This window comes from Marinobacter gelidimuriae, assembly GCF_000372805.1.
Classification (GTDB): Bacteria; Pseudomonadota; Gammaproteobacteria; order Pseudomonadales; family Oleiphilaceae; genus Marinobacter; species Marinobacter gelidimuriae.
Map to the genome: position 1 here is coordinate 20,816 of NZ_KB889919.1, position 18,645 is coordinate 39,460.

The 18,645-nt window shown below is 57.0% G+C and carries 15 protein-coding genes and 2 pseudogenes; 8 read left to right on the forward strand and 9 right to left on the reverse strand.

All coding sequences use genetic code 11. The features are described 5' to 3' along the window. Positions 1-2 precede the first annotated feature (2 nt). Positions 3-947, reverse strand: a complete 945-nt coding sequence (locus tag A3OI_RS0115115) for a mitochondrial fission ELM1 family protein (protein ID WP_018405091.1) — start codon at positions 945-947, stop codon at positions 3-5. Then, complete coding sequence (locus tag A3OI_RS20450) at positions 931-1,329, reverse strand: lysophospholipid acyltransferase family protein (RefSeq protein ID WP_267283309.1); 399 nt, start codon at positions 1,327-1,329, stop codon at positions 931-933. The genes A3OI_RS0115115 and A3OI_RS20450 overlap by 17 nt, the downstream gene beginning before the upstream one ends. Before the next feature lie 266 nt (positions 1,330-1,595). On the opposite strand from A3OI_RS20450, the pseudogene A3OI_RS20455 reads away from it, so the two are divergent. Next, positions 1,596-2,072: pseudogene (locus A3OI_RS20455) on the forward strand (3-deoxy-D-manno-octulosonic acid transferase); the annotation flags it as partial. 30 nt (positions 2,073-2,102) lie between these two features. Here the strand turns inward: A3OI_RS20455 and A3OI_RS0115130 are convergent. Then, positions 2,103-3,488, reverse strand: coding sequence for a TolC family outer membrane protein (locus A3OI_RS0115130; RefSeq protein WP_018405093.1), 1,386 nt, complete (start codon positions 3,486-3,488; stop codon positions 2,103-2,105). 255 nt (positions 3,489-3,743) lie between these two features. Between A3OI_RS0115130 and A3OI_RS20460 the strand changes: the two are divergent. Both A3OI_RS20460 and cpdA read left to right on the forward strand, forming a co-directional pair. After that, positions 3,744-4,043, forward strand: a pseudogene (locus A3OI_RS20460) (DUF1249 domain-containing protein); the annotation flags it as partial. Beyond that, positions 4,040-4,864, forward strand: coding sequence for a 3',5'-cyclic-AMP phosphodiesterase (gene cpdA / locus A3OI_RS0115140; RefSeq protein WP_018405095.1), 825 nt, complete (start codon positions 4,040-4,042; stop codon positions 4,862-4,864). The pseudogene A3OI_RS20460 and the gene cpdA, both read left to right, overlap by 4 nt. 7 nt (positions 4,865-4,871) lie before the next feature. Here cpdA and metE read toward each other — a convergent pair whose 3' ends face one another. Beyond that, positions 4,872-7,169, reverse strand: coding sequence for a 5-methyltetrahydropteroyltriglutamate--homocysteine S-methyltransferase (gene metE, locus A3OI_RS0115145; RefSeq protein ID WP_018405096.1), 2,298 nt, complete (start codon positions 7,167-7,169; stop codon positions 4,872-4,874). A gap of 147 nt (positions 7,170-7,316) precedes the next feature. Between metE and A3OI_RS20465 the strand changes: the two genes are divergently transcribed. From A3OI_RS20465 to A3OI_RS0115160, 3 genes are all read left to right on the forward strand, one after another. Beyond that, positions 7,317-8,285, forward strand: coding sequence for a LysR family transcriptional regulator (locus A3OI_RS20465; protein WP_040475124.1), 969 nt, complete (start codon positions 7,317-7,319; stop codon positions 8,283-8,285). Positions 8,286-8,366: 81 nt separating this feature from the next. Then, complete coding sequence (gene gcvH, locus A3OI_RS0115155) at positions 8,367-8,756, forward strand: glycine cleavage system protein GcvH (RefSeq protein ID WP_018405098.1); 390 nt, start codon at positions 8,367-8,369, stop codon at positions 8,754-8,756. A 9-nt stretch (positions 8,757-8,765) separates the two neighbouring features. Then, positions 8,766-9,962, forward strand: coding sequence for a class I SAM-dependent rRNA methyltransferase (locus A3OI_RS0115160; protein WP_018405099.1), 1,197 nt, complete (start codon positions 8,766-8,768; stop codon positions 9,960-9,962). Positions 9,963-10,011: 49 nt separating this feature from the next. On the opposite strand, the gene A3OI_RS0115165 is transcribed toward A3OI_RS0115160, so the two are convergent. Beyond that, a complete protein-coding gene (locus tag A3OI_RS0115165) occupies positions 10,012-10,668 on the reverse strand; it encodes a histidinol-phosphatase (RefSeq protein ID WP_018405100.1) in 657 nt (218 codons plus the stop codon). 196 nt (positions 10,669-10,864) lie between these two features. Here A3OI_RS0115165 and A3OI_RS0115170 point away from each other — a divergent pair, with 196 nt between their 5' ends. Next, positions 10,865-11,347, forward strand: a complete 483-nt coding sequence (locus tag A3OI_RS0115170; protein ID WP_018405101.1) for an RNA pyrophosphohydrolase — start codon at positions 10,865-10,867, stop codon at positions 11,345-11,347. 63 nt (positions 11,348-11,410) lie between these two features. Beyond that, positions 11,411-13,723: a phosphoenolpyruvate--protein phosphotransferase gene (gene ptsP / locus A3OI_RS0115175; RefSeq protein WP_018405102.1), complete on the forward strand. Its 2,313-nt coding sequence runs from the start codon at positions 11,411-11,413 to the stop codon at positions 13,721-13,723. A 194-nt stretch (positions 13,724-13,917) separates the two neighbouring features. On the opposite strand, the gene hslU is transcribed toward ptsP, so the two are convergent. The 4 genes from hslU to argS all read right to left on the reverse strand — a co-directional run bounded on the left by hslU (position 13,918) and on the right by argS (position 18,195). Beyond that, on the reverse strand, positions 13,918-15,246 hold the full coding sequence (gene hslU / locus A3OI_RS0115180) for an ATP-dependent protease ATPase subunit HslU (RefSeq protein ID WP_018405103.1): 1,329 nt from the start codon (positions 15,244-15,246) through the stop codon (positions 13,918-13,920). A 12-nt stretch (positions 15,247-15,258) separates the two neighbouring features. Continuing rightward, the gene (gene hslV, locus A3OI_RS0115185) at positions 15,259-15,789 is read right to left on the reverse strand and encodes an ATP-dependent protease subunit HslV (protein ID WP_018405104.1); all 531 of its coding nucleotides are present in this window, start codon (positions 15,787-15,789) and stop codon (positions 15,259-15,261) included. Positions 15,790-15,907: 118 nt separating this feature from the next. Then, complete coding sequence (locus A3OI_RS0115190) at positions 15,908-16,501, reverse strand: SPOR domain-containing protein (protein ID WP_018405105.1); 594 nt, start codon at positions 16,499-16,501, stop codon at positions 15,908-15,910. Between the two features lie 8 nt (positions 16,502-16,509). Continuing rightward, positions 16,510-18,195, reverse strand: a complete 1,686-nt coding sequence (argS, locus tag A3OI_RS0115195; RefSeq protein ID WP_018405106.1) for an arginine--tRNA ligase — start codon at positions 18,193-18,195, stop codon at positions 16,510-16,512. Between the last annotated feature and the right edge of the window lie 450 nt (positions 18,196-18,645).

Sequence of the window (18,645 nt, forward strand, 5' to 3'; positions counted from 1 at the left end):
CGTTAAAGCCCAGTTGATAAGAAGTGTTTCATAACCCAGCGTGCCGCAGCGTCTGCTTGCCAGAATAGAATACGTGATCCTGGACTAGCGGTCATAACCTTGTAGTGATCATCCCAGGTGGCCACCAAATGTTCATCTTGCATTGCGGCCAGGCCCAGCGCAACGCGGCTGCGGCGCTTGGCCGGCAATTGGAACACCCCGGTGGGTACGCCAGACGTTGCCGCTTCGCACACCATCGAATTGCTGTCTGGGGTTATCCAGGCGCAGCGGCTGTGTGCCAAGGCGGTGCTTAGCCAGTGTTCACCGGTATCCTGCGGTGTTAACACTTGAATCCGGTTGGTTTCCAGCGCAGCCAGCGCCTGCACGCAGCTAGCCGGAGTGCGCCGGGAGCTGCTGATAACCCAGCTCCATTGCCGGTAGCTGTGCAACAATTCCTCGATCTGCGCCATGACAGCCTCGTCGCTCCACTGAAAATGCGCCGACGGACCACCTACCAGTATCAGTCCGCGGGGCTGCGTGCCCAGTTCTTTAATGGGGGTTACGGCGTTGATTACGCCCTGGCTCAGAAACAGGTTCGGGCCCGGTTTCACCCGGTCGTGTTGGGGAATAATGGCGCCATCTACCCAGCGCAGTGGAAAGCCCGGTTTCATCAGCACCAGTGTGCGCGCACCTTTAAGCTTGCGCAGGGCCAACAGTAAACGATGGGTTCCGGAGCCGGCGGCGATGATCAGGTCTGGCTGCGGCGGAGCAGGGTCGAGCGCGGGTGGCCGCCCCAGAAGCACTCGCCATAGGGGCGTTTTGACGCTGTTTACGTCTATCCAGTGCAGTGACGCACCGGCCAGCACCCGCAGTCGGTTGCCCAGGCCTTTGAGTTGGTTGCGGTGGCCCGGTTTGTTGTCGGTTAGCAACCAGATAACCGGGAAGGACGTGTTAGCGTTTGCGGCCATAGAAGCCTGGGTCATCTGGATCGGGTCGGGTTTTGAAGCGACGGGGCCTCCATAGGTACTGGTCCGCAACAGCACGCCTTTTCCGCCCTCTAGCGCGCTCGAAGTTCTCCAGCCCATGTAGGGTGGTAATGGCTTTGAGTTTGGCGGTATCGCAAAACCAACACACGCCAATTTCCAGTAAGCCAATGCCATTGGCGATAAAAGATTTTTTGACCAACTCGCGTTGCTGCTGCTCAGTGAGCTGCGGAAAACACAGGCGAATGTTGGTCTCTGTAATGCGCCGCCGGCTGTTACCCAGGCGCCAAACCAGGCGGCCCACGCCGGAGCCGAGCCACCACTGCACGCGAAGGGGCAGCTGCGCTACCAGCCACATAAAAAACATGGCCGCCCAGGTAGGCCACCAGCGTGGGTGACGATAGGCGCTAAAGTCAGTGTTTCGCGGTTGTTTACGGTATTTCTTCTTCACTAGAGTTGAACTCGCAAGTCTGTGGAATTTTGGTAAACCAGGGCGTCAGCTGACGTACACAAGCAATAGCGGGAACCGCCGCAAAAGGCAAACTGCTGATGTTTAGTCTATGATACCCCACTGCCTTATTCGGAGCCCGCTGTGCTGTAATTTATCCATTCCCAACTGATCCGCCTGATGCTGCCTTGATGATTATTGTGCCGCGCCACCCCGAACGTTTCGAGCTGGTCGCCAGCGCTGTTACAAAGGCAGGTTTCAGCCTGGCCCGCCGATCGTTGAGCGAGAGCCCCGCTGCTGCTCAGGTGTATTTAGGCGACACCATGGGCGAACTGATGATGCTTTATGGCGCCAGTGATCTTGCTTTTATTGGCGGCTCGTTGATTGAGCGCGGCGGCCACAACCCTTTGGAGCCGGCGGCCTGGGGGATAGCGGTAATCTCTGGCCCCCACGTATTCAACTTCGAGTCGATTTATCAGTGCCTGCAGGAGCACGACGGAGTAACCATCGTAGAGTCTGCTGGGGCGTTGTTAGTGTGTCTGACTCGGCTATTAAATAATCAACAGGCGTTGCACGAAAGCGGTCAGCGCGCTTTGGCGGTAGTGGAAAGTAACCGAGGCGCGTTAGGCCGTGTGGTGGCCGGCATCAGCCAGCGGGTTTAGGCCCGCCGGCTGAAAAATGCGGCTACCGGCTTACTGGCTCATTGTTTGGCTACTTAGGGTTGTGTCGTCGTTGGCCAGGGCTTCGATGCCCGGTGCGTTTGCGCTCAGCCAGTTGTTCAGCTCTATCAGGTCCTGCGGGCTTAGAGTGCCAGCCGACTGTTTAAGCCGTAACGAGTTCACCACGTAGTCGTAGCGGGCGTTGGCGAAGTCTCTCAGCGCTACGTAGTAAGCGCGCTCGGCATCCAGCACTTCGACGATATTTCGTGTGCCGACTTCGTATCCCGCTCTGGTTGCTTCGAGAGCACTGCGACGGGAAATGATTGTCCGCTCCAGGGCGGAAGCGGATTCGATGTTGTTATTTACGGTGAGGAAAAGGCTGCGGGTGTCCACTCTGACATCGCGCTGCGTCGTGTTGAGTTGCTGTTCCGAGACCCTTACCAATGCCCTCTGCTGACGTACACCTGCCTGGGTACCTCCGCCGCTATACAGCGGAATGTTGAGTTCAAGGCTGATTGAGTTAATGGTTGTGGTACCTCCACCCTGAGTTTGCACACCAGAAAAGCCACCCAGGCCCCGGAGATCGGAGTTAACGTGGGAAGCTGTCAGGTCAAGTGTCGGATAGTGCCCTGCCTTGGCTACCTTCAATTGCGCTTCGGTGGCTGCCAGTTCGTGACTGGCTGATTGAATCGACCAGTTCTGCTGTAAGGCAGTTTCTTCCCAGACGGAAGGGTTCATTGGTGTCGGCCTGCTGAGAGGAAACTCCTGGCGCAGGTTCTCGACGCTGGTGGCGTACTCGCCCGTCAGCCGTGCCAGTCGCTCCTTGGCAACATTGAGGTCGTTCTCCGCCGCAATGCGCAGGCTCTTACTGTCGTCAAAGCTTGCTCTCGCTTCGAAGACGGCGGTAATCGCTATGAGGCCAACGTCGAACCGTTCCTGTGCCTGTTTGTACTGCCGCTGGATAGCTGCTTCCGTTGCCCGTGCAGTGCTCAGCGCATCGTTTGCCCTGAGCACGTTAAAATACGCAGTGGCAACATCCAGTATCAGCTGCTGCTGAGCAAGGTTGTAATCGGCTCTGGCGGCGTCTGTGTCCAGTTTGCTGACGTCATGCCGGAACCACTCTTCAGCCCGGAACAGCGGCTGAGTCAGCTGTAAACCATAACGGAGAATCTTGTAGCTGTCGTTACTGGTCGGTTCGTCCGAGTCGTCGTGGGTCGCACCGCCAAATGCGCTGAGCTGGGGAAGCAGAAAGCTTCGTGTTACTCCCGTCGCTTCCTCAGTCGCATCCAGTGTGGCTCTGGCACCGGCAATTCCAGAGTCGTAGGAGATTGCTTTTTCGTAGGTTTCAATCAGGTCCATGGCAAACACGGGCGACGCCGCAAAAAGGCCGATAAGCCCGGATAGCAATTGTTTCTTCATTTCTCCTCCTGAAAACCTGTGCGCTTGGGCGAGCGCCCGCTTGATGGCAAGCAAATCTATATCCCCTATTATGGCCAATTATCACCGACAGCTCTACCGTTGTAGAATGCATGTATTTTCAAATTGCACCCGAGTCGAATGTCCGTGTTCAGTTTCAGAGGCCAGGCTCCATACTTGCCCTGAACTTACGCACAACTTGCAATCAGCGCCGACCAGGGACTATCTTTCAAAACTGTTTTTAGCTTAGGGCAAACCATTCTGCAAACCGCGCGCTTTACCGAAACCCTGCTGCTTGAGCAGGTGCACAACGCCGGGCGCTGGCTGAACAATCCGAAAATGACCGTGCGGGTGTATCATGATGCCAGTATGGCGGAGGTGATCAGCTGTTACCGTGACCGCCAGATTGCGCCGGTGAACGACTATCCCAATCGCTATATGCACCACCCCGATGAAAAAGTGCAGGTGAACAGTTTTTTGACTGACTGGCTGGATTACTGCCTGCGTTTTGGCCACCTGCCCATGGAGTATGCGGTCTGGAGATTCTCTGTCCCGTGACGACTCAACTTTTATTCCAAGATCCGCCACAGCAGCGACCGCTAAGAGTTCTGCAGCTGACAGACCCCCACCTGAAAGCCGACCGCGATGGTAAGTTGCTTGGCATGAACACTCGCGACAGCCTGGCCGCGGTGATTGATGACGTACTGAAACGCTGCGGTCAGCCAGATTTGGTGCTGGCCACCGGTGATTTGGCACAGGATGGCAGCGTTGATGCCTACGAGGCGCTGGCGCGGGCGTTGGCGAGATTCGATTGCGACAGCCTGTGGATTCCGGGTAACCACGACAATACCGAGCGGCTGTGGCCGGTTGCCCGCCGCTACCGTGCCGAGCGCAAACACCTGAAGCAGGGCGGCTGGCAGATTCTGATGCTGGACTCATCGGTCCCGCGCAAGGTGCACGGCGAGTTAACCCGGCAAGAGTTGGAATGGCTAGACGCAACTCTGGCAGCGAACCCCCGGTTGCCCGCGCTCATAGCTTTGCATCATCACCCGGTGGATATAACCGCCAACTGGATGGCAGACATTGGCCTGCACAATCGTGACGCTTTCTGGGAAATTATTAATCGCCACCCACAGGTTAGAGTTGTTGCCTGGGGCCATATTCATCAGGAAGTGGACCGGCAGGAAAACGGCGTGCGCCTGTTGGGCACGCCCTCAACCTGTATTCAATTTACCGCCGGCGCCCGTGAGTTCTCGGTTGAAGAGCGGGCACCCGGGTACCGTTGGTTCGAGCTGGGCAGCGCCGGCGGGTTTACCACGAAGGTACACCGGGCGCTGGATTTCAAGGTAGTGCTGGATCGCGACAGCGGGGGTTATTAAGCCCTGCTTAAGCCGCTTGCTCTGCCAGTTTTTGGCGCAGCTCCTTGGCGGCGTCCACCATGGCCCGCAGCGCTGGCTGCACTTCTTCCCAACGGCGGGTTTTCAGGCCGCAATCCGGGTTCACCCACAACCGCTGCGCCGGAATCCGTTCCGCTGCCTTGTTCATCAAGCTCGTAATCTGATCGACCTGCGGAATGTTCGGGGAGTGAATGTCGTATACACCCGGGCCAATGTCGTTAGGGTAATCAAAGTTTTTGAAGGCGTTCAGCAGTTCCATGTCGGAGCGCGACGTTTCAATGGTAATCACGTCGGCGTCCATGCGGGCGATGGCAGCGATGATGTCGTTGAACTCCGAATAGCACATGTGGGTGTGAATCTGGGTTTGATCACTCACGCCGTTAGCGGTTATGCGGAAAGCGTCTACCGCCCATTGAAGATAGCTGTCCCAATCGGTCTGGCGTAATGGCAGGCCTTCGCGCAGCGCGGCTTCGTCAATCTGGATGATTTTCACACCAGCTGCCTCCAAATCCTGCACTTCCTCGCGAATCGCCAGCGCCAGCTGCAAACAGGTGTCACGGCGGGGTTGATCGTCGCGCACAAAGGACCAGTTCAGAATGGTGACCGGGCCGGTCAGCATGCCTTTAAGCGGTTTGCTGGTGAGCGACTGGGCGTAGTTTATCCAGTCTACCGTCATCGCTTTTGGCCGCGAGATATCACCGAACAGAATCGGTGGCTTCACACAGCGGGAGCCGTAAGACTGCACCCAGCCGAAGCGACTGAACACATAGCCGTCCAGCTGTTCGCCAAAATACTCCACCATGTCGTTACGTTCGGCTTCACCGTGCACCAGTACATCCAGTCCCAATTCTTCCTGCTGGCGGACACAGTGGGCGATTTCCTCTCGAATGCGCTCCTGGTAAGCGGCGGCATCCAGCTCACCCTTGCGAAATTGCAGTCGGGTTTGGCGAATCTCGGCGGTTTGCGGAAAAGATCCGATGGTGGTGGTTGGAAAGGCCGGCAGATTCAAGTGCTGCTGTTGCAGAGCAATACGTTTGCCAAACAGGCTCTTGCGCTGGCCCAGTTCGGGCGTGATCGCCGCCACCGATGCGGCCACGTTTGGATTGTGCACCCGCGTTGACCGGCGCCGGCTGGCCAGCGCTTCAGCGTTGGCGGTAAGTTCTGCCGCAACGGTGTCGCGGCCGTGGGTCAAGGCGCGGGCCAGCAGGTTCAGTTCTTCCAGTTTCTGTTGGGCGAAGGCCAGCCAGTTGCGTACTTCGGCATTTAGCTCGGTTTCCTGGGCCAGGTCCACCGGCACGTGCAGCAGTGAACAGGAAGGCGCTAGCCATAGCCGATCACCCAGTTTCTGCTGTATGGGTTCCAGCCAGTCCAGCGTTGCCGGCAGGTCGGTTTTCCAGATGTTGCGACCGCTTATGATTCCTAACGACAGCACTTTGTGGCTTGGCAACCAGTCAACCAGGCGTTGAACTTCCGCCGGTGCGCTAACGGCGTCCAGGTGCAGGCCCGCCACTGGCAGTTCACAGGCTAACTGCAGATTCTCACGCAGTTCGCCAAAGTAGGTGGTTAGTAGCAGCTTTACCGGTGCGGATTTGAACTGGTGGTAGGCGAGAGTAATGGCATGGCGCCAGTCGCTGTCCAGTTCGGTGACCAGCGCCGGCTCGTCAATCTGCACCCAGCTGGCGCCATTGTCCGCCAGGGTTTGCAGTAACTCGCCGTACACCGGCAGCAGTTTTTCTAACAGGGCCAGGCGGTCACTGTTGTCTTTGCTTTTGCCGAGTAATAGATAAGACACCGGGCCAAGAATCACCGGTTTTGCGGCAATGCCTTGCGCGCGAGCTTCCGCCAGTTGCGCAATCAGGCGATCGGCGTTCAGACTGAACTCGGTGTTGGCGTGAAATTCCGGCACGATGTAGTGGTAGTTGGTGTCGAACCACTTGGTCATTTCGCCCGCATGAATGTTGCCACAAGCACTGTCGCTGGCGGAGCGGCCGCGTGCCACGCGGAAATAATGATCCAGCTCGGTGCCGTCGGTGGCGCTGGCGCGCTCGGGCAGGTTGCCCAGGGTAGCGCTCATGTCCAACACTTGGTCGTAGAGAGAAAAGTCCCCCACCGGCACCCAGTCCAGCCCCTGCGCCTGTTGTTGCTGCCAGTGTTTGGCGCGTAAAGTGGCTGCGGTGGACTGCAGTTCGTCAGCGTCGATTCTGCCCTGCCAGAAAGCTTCCTGAGCGAATTTTAGTTCGCGCTGGGCGCCAATGCGAGGAAATCCCAGGTTGTGGGTAATGGCCATGTTCATCTCCGGAATAAATCGTGTGTTTTGATTGCTATTGGTTATGAGCAATCAGATTACCGCTGAAGAGTTATGAAAAATAATGGTATTATTTCACATATCCATGAATTCTATTCACGTTAGGCTGAGCTATGAGTGGGCATATCTGTGATTGAACGTAACCATCTGGAAGTTCTGCGGGCCGTAAACGCGGGGGGCTCCTTGACCGCTGCTGCCGAACGCCTGCACCTGACCCAGTCGGCGCTGAGCCATTCCATCCGTAAACTGGAGCAGCAGCTCGGCACGCCTTTATGGCTGCGCGAAGGCCGGCAACTGCAGCTGACCCAGGCGGGCAAATACCTGCTGGCTCTGGCGAACCGTTTGCTGCCGCAATTCGAGCATGCAGAACTGCAAATCGACCAGTTCGCCCGTGGCCAGGCGGGCACTCTGCGTATTGGTATGGAATGCCACCCCTGTTATCAGTGGCTGTTAAAAGTGGTGGGGCCTTATCTGGGGCACTGGCCCATGGTAGACGTAGACGTAAAACAGAAATTTCAGTTTGGCGGTATTGGCGCGCTCTTTGGCCATGACATTGATCTGCTGGTAACGCCAGACCCGTTGCATCGGCCAGGCCTGGTGTTTGAACCGGTGTTTGATTACGAGCAGGTGCTGGTGGTGCACAGTGGCCATCGATTGGCACACAACGATTGGATCAGCGCGCAAGATCTGGAACCAGAAATTCTGATCACTTACCCGGTGGCGGTGGAGCGCCTGGATGTATACACACATCTCTTACTTCCGGCCAACATTCGCCCGGCGCGGCACAAAACCATCGAAACCACCGACATTATGTTGCAGATGGTCGCTGCCGGCCGCGGTGTAGCGGCTCTGCCACGTTGGCTGGTGCAGGAATACCAGCAGCGTATGGCCATTGTGCCGGTGCAGCTGGGCGAAACGGGCATTGGTAAACAGATCTTTCTGGGCTGTCGCGAGCGCGACCGCAATGTGGATTACCTCAGTGCGTTTATGAAGCTGGCTACAGAGGTTCGCTGGCAGGGTATCGGGCAGGGCATCGGGCAGGGCATCGCGCCAGGCGTTTTATCTGGTGTCATATCAGATGTCGTATCGACGAATTAGCCAGACGAGACGCCCCTTGTTCCGCTAAAATGCGGCCAATCTATTACTACAAACCCATTTTAACTTATCAGGATTCGACCGATGAGCGATGTTCCCTCTGATTTGAAATACCTTGAAACCCACCAGTGGGTGCGGGTAGATGAAAGCGGCCTGGCCACCGTGGGCATTACCGGTTTTGCCCAGCAGCAGTTGGGCGACGTGGTTTATATTGGCGTTCCAGAGCTGGGTACCACGGTGACCGGCGGCGAAGAAGCCGGCGTGGCGGAATCGGTCAAATCTGCCTCAGACGTATTCAGCCCGGTGACCGGCGAAGTGGTCGAAATTAACGAGCGGCTAGAAGACGAGCCGGAAAAAGTGAACGAAGACCCTTACGGCGAAGGCTGGCTGTTTCGGGTGAAAATGACCGACGACGGCGAGCTTGATGGCCTGATGGATGCAGACACTTACAGCGACCTGGTCGCAGCGGAGTAACAATCTTTTATGAATTTCCCGGTGTTATACCTCCGCAAAGGCGCCGAGCGCCGTCTGCGGGCAGGCCACTTGTGGGTCTACAGTAATGAAGTGGATGTCAAACGCTCGCCGCTGACCGGCTTCGAAGCCGGTGTTCAGGCAGAGCTGCGCGCATCGAACGACAAGCCTTTGGGCACCGTGTTTGTGAATCCCCATGCGTTGATTTGTGGCCGGCTGATTAGCCGTGACCCAACCCATGGCATGACCCCACAACGGCTTACCCAGCGCATGGAAGTTGCGCTGGAATTGCGCCAGCGGCTGTTTAACAAGCCGTTTTACCGCTGGGTTTTTGGTGACAGCGATGGCCTGTCCGGGCTGGTGATTGACCGCTTCGGGGACACCGTGGTGGTGCAAATTTCCAGCGCCGGCATGGAACAGATGAAAGAAGCCATTGTCCGCGCCATACAAAGGCTGACCCAAGCCAGCTCTATTGTGCTGAAGAACGACGGCAAAATGCGCAAAGTGGAAGGTCTGGAAAGCTATGTGGAGCAGGCCCACGGCAGCGCCCCTGAAATGCTTCAGCTGGAAGAAAACGGCGTCAAGTTTGAAGTGCCGCTGGCGGGCGGGCAGAAAACCGGCTGGTTTTACGACCACCGCATGAACCGTGCGCGTTTGCAGGCCTACGCGCCGGGCAAACGGGTGCTGGATGTATTCAGTTACGTGGGCGGTTGGGGCATACAGGCCGCCAGTGCCGGCGCCACCAGCGTGACCTGCATAGACAGCTCGGCGTCAGCCATTGAGTCGGTGCACCACAACGCCCGCCTGAACGGACTGACGAATGTTGATACGATTGAAGGCGACGCCTTTGACGCGTTAAAAGCATTGGCGGATGAAAAACAGAAATTCGACATTGTGGTGCTAGACCCACCTGCACTGATACCCCGCCGCCGCGACCAGAAAGCCGGTGAGCAAGCCTATGCCCGCTTGAATCAGCTGGGTTTGCGCCTGCTGGAGCGGGACGGCTTACTGGTGTCGGCATCTTGCTCTATGCACTTGTCCCAGGAAAAGTTGGTAGACATCATCCGCGGTAGCGGGCGCAAAATTGACCGCTTTGTGCAGCTGCTGGAGCAGGGCCATCAGGCGCCAGACCACCCGATTATTCCGGGCATTGCGGAAACCGATTACATCAAATCCTGCTTTGTGCGATCGCTAACCGGGTTTTTATAGCCCCGGCTGTCAGTATCGGGGGGACAGACTTCAAGTCTGTCCCCGAGCCTTAATCCCGCAGCGACATAACGGGCCAGCCGCGCTCGCCGGCCATGGCTTCCAGGCGCGAATCCGGATCAACCACCACCGGATTCGCAACCTGCTCCAGCAGCGGCGCATCGTTGATGGAATCGCTGTAAAACCAGGCGCCGTCCAATGACTCATCGTTTTCATTCAGCCACTGCTTCAGGCGCGTTACCTTTCCGCCCTGAAAACTGGGCGTGCCCGACACCTCTCCGGTAAAGCGGCTATTCACCACTTCCGGGTTGGTGGCAATCAAGTGCTCAATGCCTAAAAGGTCGGCGATTGGCCTGGTAATAAAATGATTGGTGGCGGTAATAATCATCAGTGTGTGGCCTTGGCTGCGATGCTGGTGCAGCAGTTCGGCGGCTTTGGTTTGCAGCATCGGTTGCACGTGGCTGGCCATAAAACGCTCGCGCATGGAGTGCAGTTCGTCCATTGAAAACTGCGCCAGGGGTTCCAGCACAAAACGCTGATAGCGAAACACGTCCAGCTCGCCGCTCAGGTAATCCTGATAAAACCGATCATTGGCTTTGCGGTGCGCATCGGCGTCTACAATGCCTTGCGCTGCCAGAAAAATGCCCCAGGCGTGGTCGCTGTCGCCGTTCAGCAAGGTGTTGTCCAGATCGAATATGGCCAGAGTCATCATTTTGCCTCGGTGATTAAGGTGGCTGAAAGCCGGCACTTACCGGCGTCTCGAAGTGTGCAGCAGTTTATCATGGCCGCACGCAAACAGCCGTGATTGCCGATTTCTTGGGATTCTGCAAGAATGAGAGCAGCTTGGAAAAATCCGGCCGTCGCATTTTGCCGCGGTTAACCGACTCTTAAAGAGGTACTGACCCGTGATTGACTCAGACGGTTTCAGACCCAACGTCGGAATCATTCTGGCCAACCACAAAGGGCAAGTGTTGTGGGCGAGGCGCATAGGCCAAAACTCCTGGCAGTTCCCGCAAGGCGGAATTCATCAGGATGAAACACCGGAACAGGCATTGTACCGGGAGCTTGGGGAGGAAGTTGGGCTGTGCGCCCGCGATGTGGAAATTATCAGTTGTACGCGGGGCTGGTTGCGATACCGCTTGCCGCGGCGGATGGTTCGCCACAATTCGCACCCGTTGTGTGTAGGGCAAAAACAGAAATGGTTCCTGCTGGGGATGCTTTCGCCAGACGCGCAGGTATGCGTAGATGGTACCGATTCACCGGAATTCGACGGCTGGCAGTGGGTAAGCTACTGGTACCCGTTGGGGCAGGTGATCTCATTCAAAAAAGAAGTCTACCGACGTGCGCTGCGCGAGCTGGCGCCGCGGCTGTTCCATAACATGGAGTAGGCGCGGCGTGCCGAGCACAACCGGCGCTTGAAGGAATAATCATGACGACGGGCTAATCCCAACATGCTGAGTACATTGCGAACGATCATCCAGGAAGTAAACAGCGCCCGCGACCTGCAGGAGGCGCTGAGCATTATTGTTTCGCGTGTGCAAAAAGCCATAAACACCGAAGTGTGTTCGGTGTATCTGTTAGACCCTGCTACCAACCGCTACGTACTGATGGCCACTGAAGGGCTGTACCGCAAAGCCGTGGGCAAGGTTAGCCTGGGTTGTTCCGAGGGCCTTGTGGGCCTTGTGGGCTCGCGGGAAGAGCTGATTAATCTGGAAGATGCGCCTTCCCATCCCCGTTACCGTTACTTTCCTGAAACCGGCGAAGAACGCTTCCGCTCGTTTCTGGGTGTGCCCATTATTCACCATCGCCGCCTGATGGGTGTATTGGTCGTGCAGCAGCGTGAGAGTTCCCGCAGTTTTAATGAAGGCGAAGAAGCCTTTATGGTGACTATCTCGGCTCAGCTCAGCGGGGTGATCGCCCACAGCGAGGCCACGGGCGCCATTGGTGGTTTGTCGCTCACCGGCGAGGAAGCTCATGACATCGGTTTTGACGGCGTGCCCGGCGCCCCCGGCGTGGCCATTGGCACCGGCGTAACCGTTTACCCGGCGGCAGACCTTGACCTTGTGCCGGAAAAAACCACGGATGATATTGAGCACGAACTGGACCTGTTCCAGTGCGCGGTAAGTGCCGTGCGCGAAGACATCGAACGGGTAGCAGCACGACTGGCTTCGCAGCTGAGGCCGCAGGAACAGGCGTTGTTTGATGTGTACCTGCGCATGCTCAGCGATGAAGCTCTGCCGGACGAAGTTAACGGTAAAATTCGCGAAGGTAACTGGGCCCAGGGATCGCTGAAACAGGTTGTGCAGCAGTACGTGCGCAATTTCGAGATGATGGATGATCATTATCTGCAGGAGCGGGCGGTAGACGTGCGCGACCTGGGTCGGCGTTTGTTGTCGCACCTGCAGGAAGGCGAGCAAGCCGGCCTGGAATATCCCGAACGCACCGTATTGGTGAGTGAAGAAATCACCCCCGCTATGCTGGGCGAAGTGCCCAAGGGCCAGTTGGTGGGATTGGTTTCGGTGAAAGGCTCCAGCCACTCCCACGTGGCCATTCTGGCTCGCGCCATGGGCATACCCACGGTAATGGGGCTGGTTGACATACCGGTGAATCAGCTCGACGGCAAGGAACTGGTGGTAGACGGCTTCGAAGGCCAGATCTTCGCGTCGCCATCGGCGGATTTGCGCGCTTATTTCCAAGTTATCTGCGACGAAGAAAAAGAGCTGATTCGCGGCCTCGAAGCCCTGCGCGATTTGCCTTGTGAAACCACCGACCATCACCGGGTATCCATGCTGGTAAACACCGGGTTGATGACCGACGTGGTGCGGTCGCTGACTCACGGCGCCGAAGGCATTGGTCTGTACCGCACGGAAGTGCCGTTCATGATTAAAGATCGCTTCCCTTCGGAACAGGAACAGCGCGAATACTACCGCGAGCAGTTGGAAGCCTTTGCGCCTAACCCGGTGACCATGCGCACCCTGGATATCGGCGGCGACAAGTGCCTGACGTATTTCCCCATCCACGAGGAAAATCCGTTTCTGGGCTGGCGTGGCATACGCGTCACCCTGGACCACCCGGAGATTTTCCAGCTACAGGTGCGGGCGATGATGAAGGCCAGCGAAGGCCTGAACAATTTGCAGATTATGCTGCCAATGATCAGCAATATTTCCGAAGTGGAAGAGTCTCTTCATCTGATTTACCGCGTATATCACGAAGTGCGTGAAGACGGTTACAACATCCATATGCCAAAAGTGGGCGTAATGATAGAGGTGCCGGCAGCGGTATACCAGATACGCGAATTGGCCGACCGGGTGGATTTTCTGTCGGTGGGTACCAACGATTTAACCCAATATTTACTGGCGGTAGACCGTAACAACCCCCGTGTGGCGCCGCTGTACCATTCCTACCACCCAGCTGTGTTGCAGGCGCTGGTGCGTATTGCCCAGGACGCCCATGCCGTGGGCAAGCCGGTGGGCGTGTGTGGCGAATTGGCGGGAGACCCGGGCGGCGCCGTATTGCTGATGGCCATGGGCTACGATTCACTGTCGATGAACGCAGCCAGCCTGCCAAAAGTGAAATCGGTGATTCGCAGTGTCAGCCTTGAGTGGGCGACAAATTTGTTAGAGGACATCCTGCTGTTGGATTCGCCCCATGTGATCAAAAGCTGTGTCGACCTGGCGTTGCGTAATGCCGGATTTGGCCGCTATATGCGGCCCGGAAAATCCACTGGCAAAACCTTGGCAGAGGTAGCCTCGGCATCCGCCTGAATAACATGAGAAGGCCAAGCTATGAGTAACGGCAAACTGACAAAAAACGCAGCCGGCGAACGCAGCGAGCGGCAAAAAACCCCGAATCGGTCTGGCGTTAGGCGGTGGCGGCCCGATTGGCGCGCGACCAGCAGGCACTCCTGCCCTGGTCGCGGCTTTAGCTCTCATCCGCTACAGGCTTCAGCTCTCGCACGCTACAAAATATAGCGGCTTAAATCTTCGTCTTCCGCCAGTTTGCCCAGCTTTTCCTCGACGTACTCGGCGGTCACTTCGAATTGTTCCGTCACCTTGTCGCCGGCATCGAATGACAGGCTTTCCAGCAGTCTTTCCAACATGGTGTGCAAACGCCGCGCGCCGATATTTTCGGTGTTCTCGTTCACTTTCCACGCCACTTCGGCCAAGCGGGTGATGGCGTCGTCGGTAAAGCTGAGTTTCAGGCCTTCGGCGCCCATCAAGGCTTCGTATTGCTGCACCAGCGAAGCATCCGGCTCGGTCAGAATTCGCTTGAAATCGTTTGGCGTCAGCGGATGCAGTTCTACCCGAATCGGCAGGCGGCCCTGCAGCTCCGGAATCAAGTCTGACGGCTTGGTCAGGTGGAAGGCTCCAGAGGCGATAAACAGGATGTGATCAGTGCGAATAGCGCCGTACTTGGTGGTGACAGTGCTGCCTTCAATCAGCGGCAGAAGGTCACGCTGAACGCCCTCGCGGGACACATCCGAGGAGGTGTTTTCAGAGCGCTTGGCCACTTTGTCGATTTCATCCAGAAACACGATGCCGTTTTGCTCAACAGCCTGTACCGCTTTCTGTTTGATTTCTTCTTCGTTCACCAGCTTGGCGGCTTCTTCGTCTTTCACCCGGCGCAGGGCATCGGCCACCCGCATCTTGCGGGTTTTGCGCTTGTCCTGGGACATATTGGCAAACATGCTTTGCAGCTGGTTGGTCATTTCTTCCATGCCCGGCGGCGCCATGATTTCAACGCCGGCGCTGCTGTTGCGCAGATCAATCTCGATTTCTTTGTCGTCTAGCTCGCCTTCCCGCAGTTTTTTACGGAACATCTGGTGGGTGGCCGAATCTTCCTTCGGCTTGCTGTCTTCTTTGACATCCCGTGCCGGTGGCAGCAGCGCGTCCAGAATGCGATCTTCCGCGGCGTCCAGAGCGCTGTTTTCGTGGCGCTTCATTTCCTGCTCACGCAGCATTTTCACGGCCATATCAGCCAGGTCACGAATGATGGAATCAACATCGCGACCGACATAACCCACCTCGGTAAATTTGGTCGCTTCCACTTTCAAAAAGGGTGCGTCCGCCAGTTTGGCCAGGCGCCGGGCAATTTCGGTTTTACCGACACCGGTGGGGCCAATCATCAGAATATTCTTGGGGCTGATTTCTTCACGCAGCTCGTCGTTGAGCTGCATCCGGCGCCAGCGATTGCGCAGGGCAATGGCTACCGCGCGCTTGGCTTCCTGCTGGCCAACAATGTGTTTGTCCAGTTCGAGGACAATTTCTCTGGGAGTCAGTGCAGACATGATCGCTCCGGCTTAATCGTTGGCAGAAAGCACTTCAATGGTGCGATTCTGGTTGGTGTAAATACAGATGTCAGCCGCTATGATCAGGCCTTTTTCGGTAATCTCGCGGGCACTCATGGTGGTGTTCTCTAACAGCGCGCGGGCAGATGCCTGGGCGAAAGGGCCGCCGGAACCAATGGCAATCAGGCCCATTTCTGGCTCTATAACATCGCCGTTACCGGTGATGATGAGTGAGGCGGTTTTATCGGCCACCGCCAGCAGGGCCTCCAGTTTTCGTAACGCCCGGTCTGATCGCCAGTCTTTGGCCAGCTCCACCGCGGCGCGGGTCAGGTTGCCCTGGTGTTTTTCCAGCTGCGCTTCGAAGCGCTCGAACAAGGTGAACGCATCGGCGGTACCCCCGGCAAAGCCCGCTAAAACCTGGCCGTTGTGCAAACGGCGCACTTTGCGGGCGTTGCCCTTCATTACGGTATTGCCAAGGGACACCTGGCCGTCACCGCCCATGGTGACTTCGTCGTCGCGGCGTACGGAAAGTATGGTGGTCATGTGGGCTCCAGTTGCCTGATCGAATGTGTTAGCGCAGTTATGGAGGCAGCGCCGCGATTTTCAAGGCAGAGCGTTCAGCACTCAGTTTTAGATTTACGCATCAGGAGCAAAAGAGACTCTAGCCCTTTTTGGGGATTTTCCGCACCAGCGGCTGAATGCTGATAGACACCAACTTGTCCACGGCAGCGTTCATTTGGCTGCGGGATGTGAACGGGCCTACATTCACCCGATACCAGACATTGCCTTCTTCCAGGTCGATTTTCTGCACCGCTGCGCGCAGACCCTGGAAAGCGATTTGGGCGCGCTGTCGTTCGGCGTCTTCGGCCTTGCGAAACGAACCGGACTGCAGCAGGTAATCGACTTGCGGGCGGCCTGGGCCAGGCGTGTATTCATCCACCGTGGACGGCATTACCTCGGTTTCTGGCAGCATTTCGTAAAAACGGAATTGGGGTTTGGCGATTTCCGGTTGTATCAGCGCCGGCGTTTTGGCCGGTGCCTTCTGCACGGTGGGCGCCGCGTCTTTGGCGGGTGCCTCGCTGCCAGGCAAGCTGTTCAGGTACACAATAAAGCCGATGAAACCGCCCACAGCCGCCAGTGCCAATACCGATTTCATCGACAGGCTACCGTGTTGAGCCCGGGCCGGCTTGCCCGGCTTTTGACGAGGCGTAGTGGCCTGGTTGGGTGACGATTTGCGGGCGTAGTCTCGCGGCATTTTTTTGGTTACATCTCTTCCGGAGCGCTAACGCCCAGCAGGCCCAGGCCATTTTCGATCACCTGGCGTACGGCCAGGTACAAGCTGATGCGGGCATCGCGCAGGGCGGTGTCTTCAATCAGCACCTTGTGGGCGTTGTAATAGCTGTGGAATAGGCCGGCCAATTCCCGCAGGTACTGGCTCAGGGTGTGGGGCTCGCGCTGGGCAGCGGAGCTGGCAACCAGCTCTGGATATTTTGCCAGCTGGTTGGCCAGTTCTTTTTCTTCATCCAGCGTCAGCAGAGTCAGGTCGCCTACGCATTCGTGACGGCCACGCTGCACGCCTTCGACAGCCAGCTTGCGCAACACGCTGCAAATGCGGGCGTGAGCGTACTGGATGTAATACACCGGGTTTTCGTTGGTTTGCGAGCGCGCAAGATCAATGTCAAAGGTCAGCTGGGAATCCACTCGCCGCGCGGCCAGGAAGAAACGGGTGGCGTCGCGGCCTACTTCGTCAATCAGGTCGCTGAGGGTGACATAGCTGCCCGCGCGCTTGGAGATTTTCACCTCTTCACCGCCGCGGATCACCATCACCATCTGGTGCAGCACATAATCGGGCCAGTCTTTTGGAATACCGACATTCAACGCCTGCAAACCGGCGCGAACCCGGGTAACGGTTGAATGGTGGTCGGCGCCCTGTTCGTTAATAACCGTGCTGAAACCGCGCTGCCACTTGTCCAGATGATAGGCAACATCCGGCAGAAAGTAGGTGTAGCCGCCGTCGGTTTTGCGCATAACCCGATCTTTGTCGTCGCCAAATTCGGTGGTTTTCAGCCACAGGGCGCCGCCGTCTTCGTAGGTGTAGCCGTTTTCCTGCAGGCGCTTTACGGTGGCTTCAACCTTGCCGTCGTCATACAGCGAAGATTCCAGAAAATACACGTCGAATTCGACGCCAAAGGCTTTCAGATCAGAATCTTGCTCGCGGCGCAGATAGGCCACGGCAAAATTCGTGATGGCTTCAAGGTTGTTCGGCTCGGCCTCGCCGGTTACCGAGCGGTCGTCTGCCGTAATCGTCTTGCCAGCCAGATAGGCTTCGGCCACGTCGGTAATATAGTCACCGCGGTAGCCATTTTCGGGCCAGCTTTCGTGGTCCGGTGTCAGGCCTTTTACCCGGGCCTGAACGGACAGCCCCAGGTTGTTGATCTGGGCGCCAGCGTCGTTGTAATAAAACTCGCGGGTAACCTGATAGCCGTTGGCATCCAGTAGCCGACAAATGCAGTCACCGATTGCAGCACCACGGCCGTGGCCCACGTGCAAAGGGCCGGTGGGGTTGGCGGAAACAAACTCTACCTGGACTTTTTCGCCCTTGCCGCTTTGGTTGCAGCCAAAGTTTTCAGCCTGTTCCAGTGCCGTATTCACAACGCCAAAGGCGCTGGCCGTACTCATGAAAAAGTTGATAAAACCCGGCCCGGCAATCTCCACTTTGTCGACCGCTGCACTGGCCGGCAAGTTGGCCACCAGCGCCTCCGCCAGTTTGCGCGGCGCACAGCCGGCAGACTTGGCCGCCACCAGCGCAATGTTACACGCGTAATCGCCGTGGGATTTGTCTTTGGTGTTGCCAATCTGTGGCGTGTAGGTCTGGTCGGCAGGCAGCGTGCCTTTTGATTGAAGGGCAGCCAGCGCGGACTGGAGCAGGTCGGAAACGATCTCTTTCATGCTGTTGAGTGGCTCGGGTTGACAAAATGAGGAGGCGGCAAGCAAAAACGCCCACCGAGAATTCGATGGGCGCTATTATCACGGAAACTCGTTTTGTAAGCAAAAAGCCCGGCGCGAGGCCGGGCTATACGAATCACTGCCAGGTGTCAGTCTCGAGCTTGGTTTCTGAAGCGCCGTCGTCTGGAGTTTGTACGGTCACCGACAGCTCTATAGAGCCTTGTCGTTGATTCTATGATCCCGGTGCTATCATCAGCCAATCGACCGTTTGTTGAGGCCGTTATAATCGCATAAGGCCCGTCAGTTTTCAGACTCTCCCATGAAACGCTGCAGCGCCCATCTGTGACTACGCAGTCTGGATCGATAGATCCTTGATCCGTTTGGAAGTTGACGTATGTGTTGCCACGAATCCTGTTGCCATTCTTATCTGCAACGTAAAGCGTAAGGCCAGGT

Excerpts from the sequence above, each read along its gene's own strand:
- A3OI_RS0115115 (WP_018405091.1), bottom strand. The coding sequence starts at position 947 with ATGGCCGCAAACGCTAACACGTCCTTCCCGGTTATCTGGTTGCTAACC.
- A3OI_RS20450 (WP_267283309.1), bottom strand. The coding sequence starts at position 1,329 with ATGTTTTTTATGTGGCTGGTAGCGCAGCTGCCCCTTCGCGTGCAGTGG.
- A3OI_RS0115130 (WP_018405093.1), bottom strand. The coding sequence starts at position 3,488 with ATGAAGAAACAATTGCTATCCGGGCTTATCGGCCTTTTTGCGGCGTCG.
- metE (WP_018405096.1), bottom strand. The coding sequence starts at position 7,169 with ATGGCCATTACCCACAACCTGGGATTTCCTCGCATTGGCGCCCAGCGC.
- gcvH (WP_018405098.1), top strand. The coding sequence starts at position 8,367 with ATGAGCGATGTTCCCTCTGATTTGAAATACCTTGAAACCCACCAGTGG.
- A3OI_RS0115160 (WP_018405099.1), top strand. The coding sequence starts at position 8,766 with ATGAATTTCCCGGTGTTATACCTCCGCAAAGGCGCCGAGCGCCGTCTG.
- A3OI_RS0115165 (WP_018405100.1), bottom strand. The coding sequence starts at position 10,668 with ATGACTCTGGCCATATTCGATCTGGACAACACCTTGCTGAACGGCGAC.
- ptsP (WP_018405102.1), top strand. The coding sequence starts at position 11,411 with ATGCTGAGTACATTGCGAACGATCATCCAGGAAGTAAACAGCGCCCGC.
- hslU (WP_018405103.1), bottom strand. The coding sequence starts at position 15,246 with ATGTCTGCACTGACTCCCAGAGAAATTGTCCTCGAACTGGACAAACAC.
- hslV (WP_018405104.1), bottom strand. The coding sequence starts at position 15,789 with ATGACCACCATACTTTCCGTACGCCGCGACGACGAAGTCACCATGGGC.
- A3OI_RS0115190 (WP_018405105.1), bottom strand. The coding sequence starts at position 16,501 with ATGCCGCGAGACTACGCCCGCAAATCGTCACCCAACCAGGCCACTACG.
- argS (WP_018405106.1), bottom strand. The coding sequence starts at position 18,195 with ATGAAAGAGATCGTTTCCGACCTGCTCCAGTCCGCGCTGGCTGCCCTT.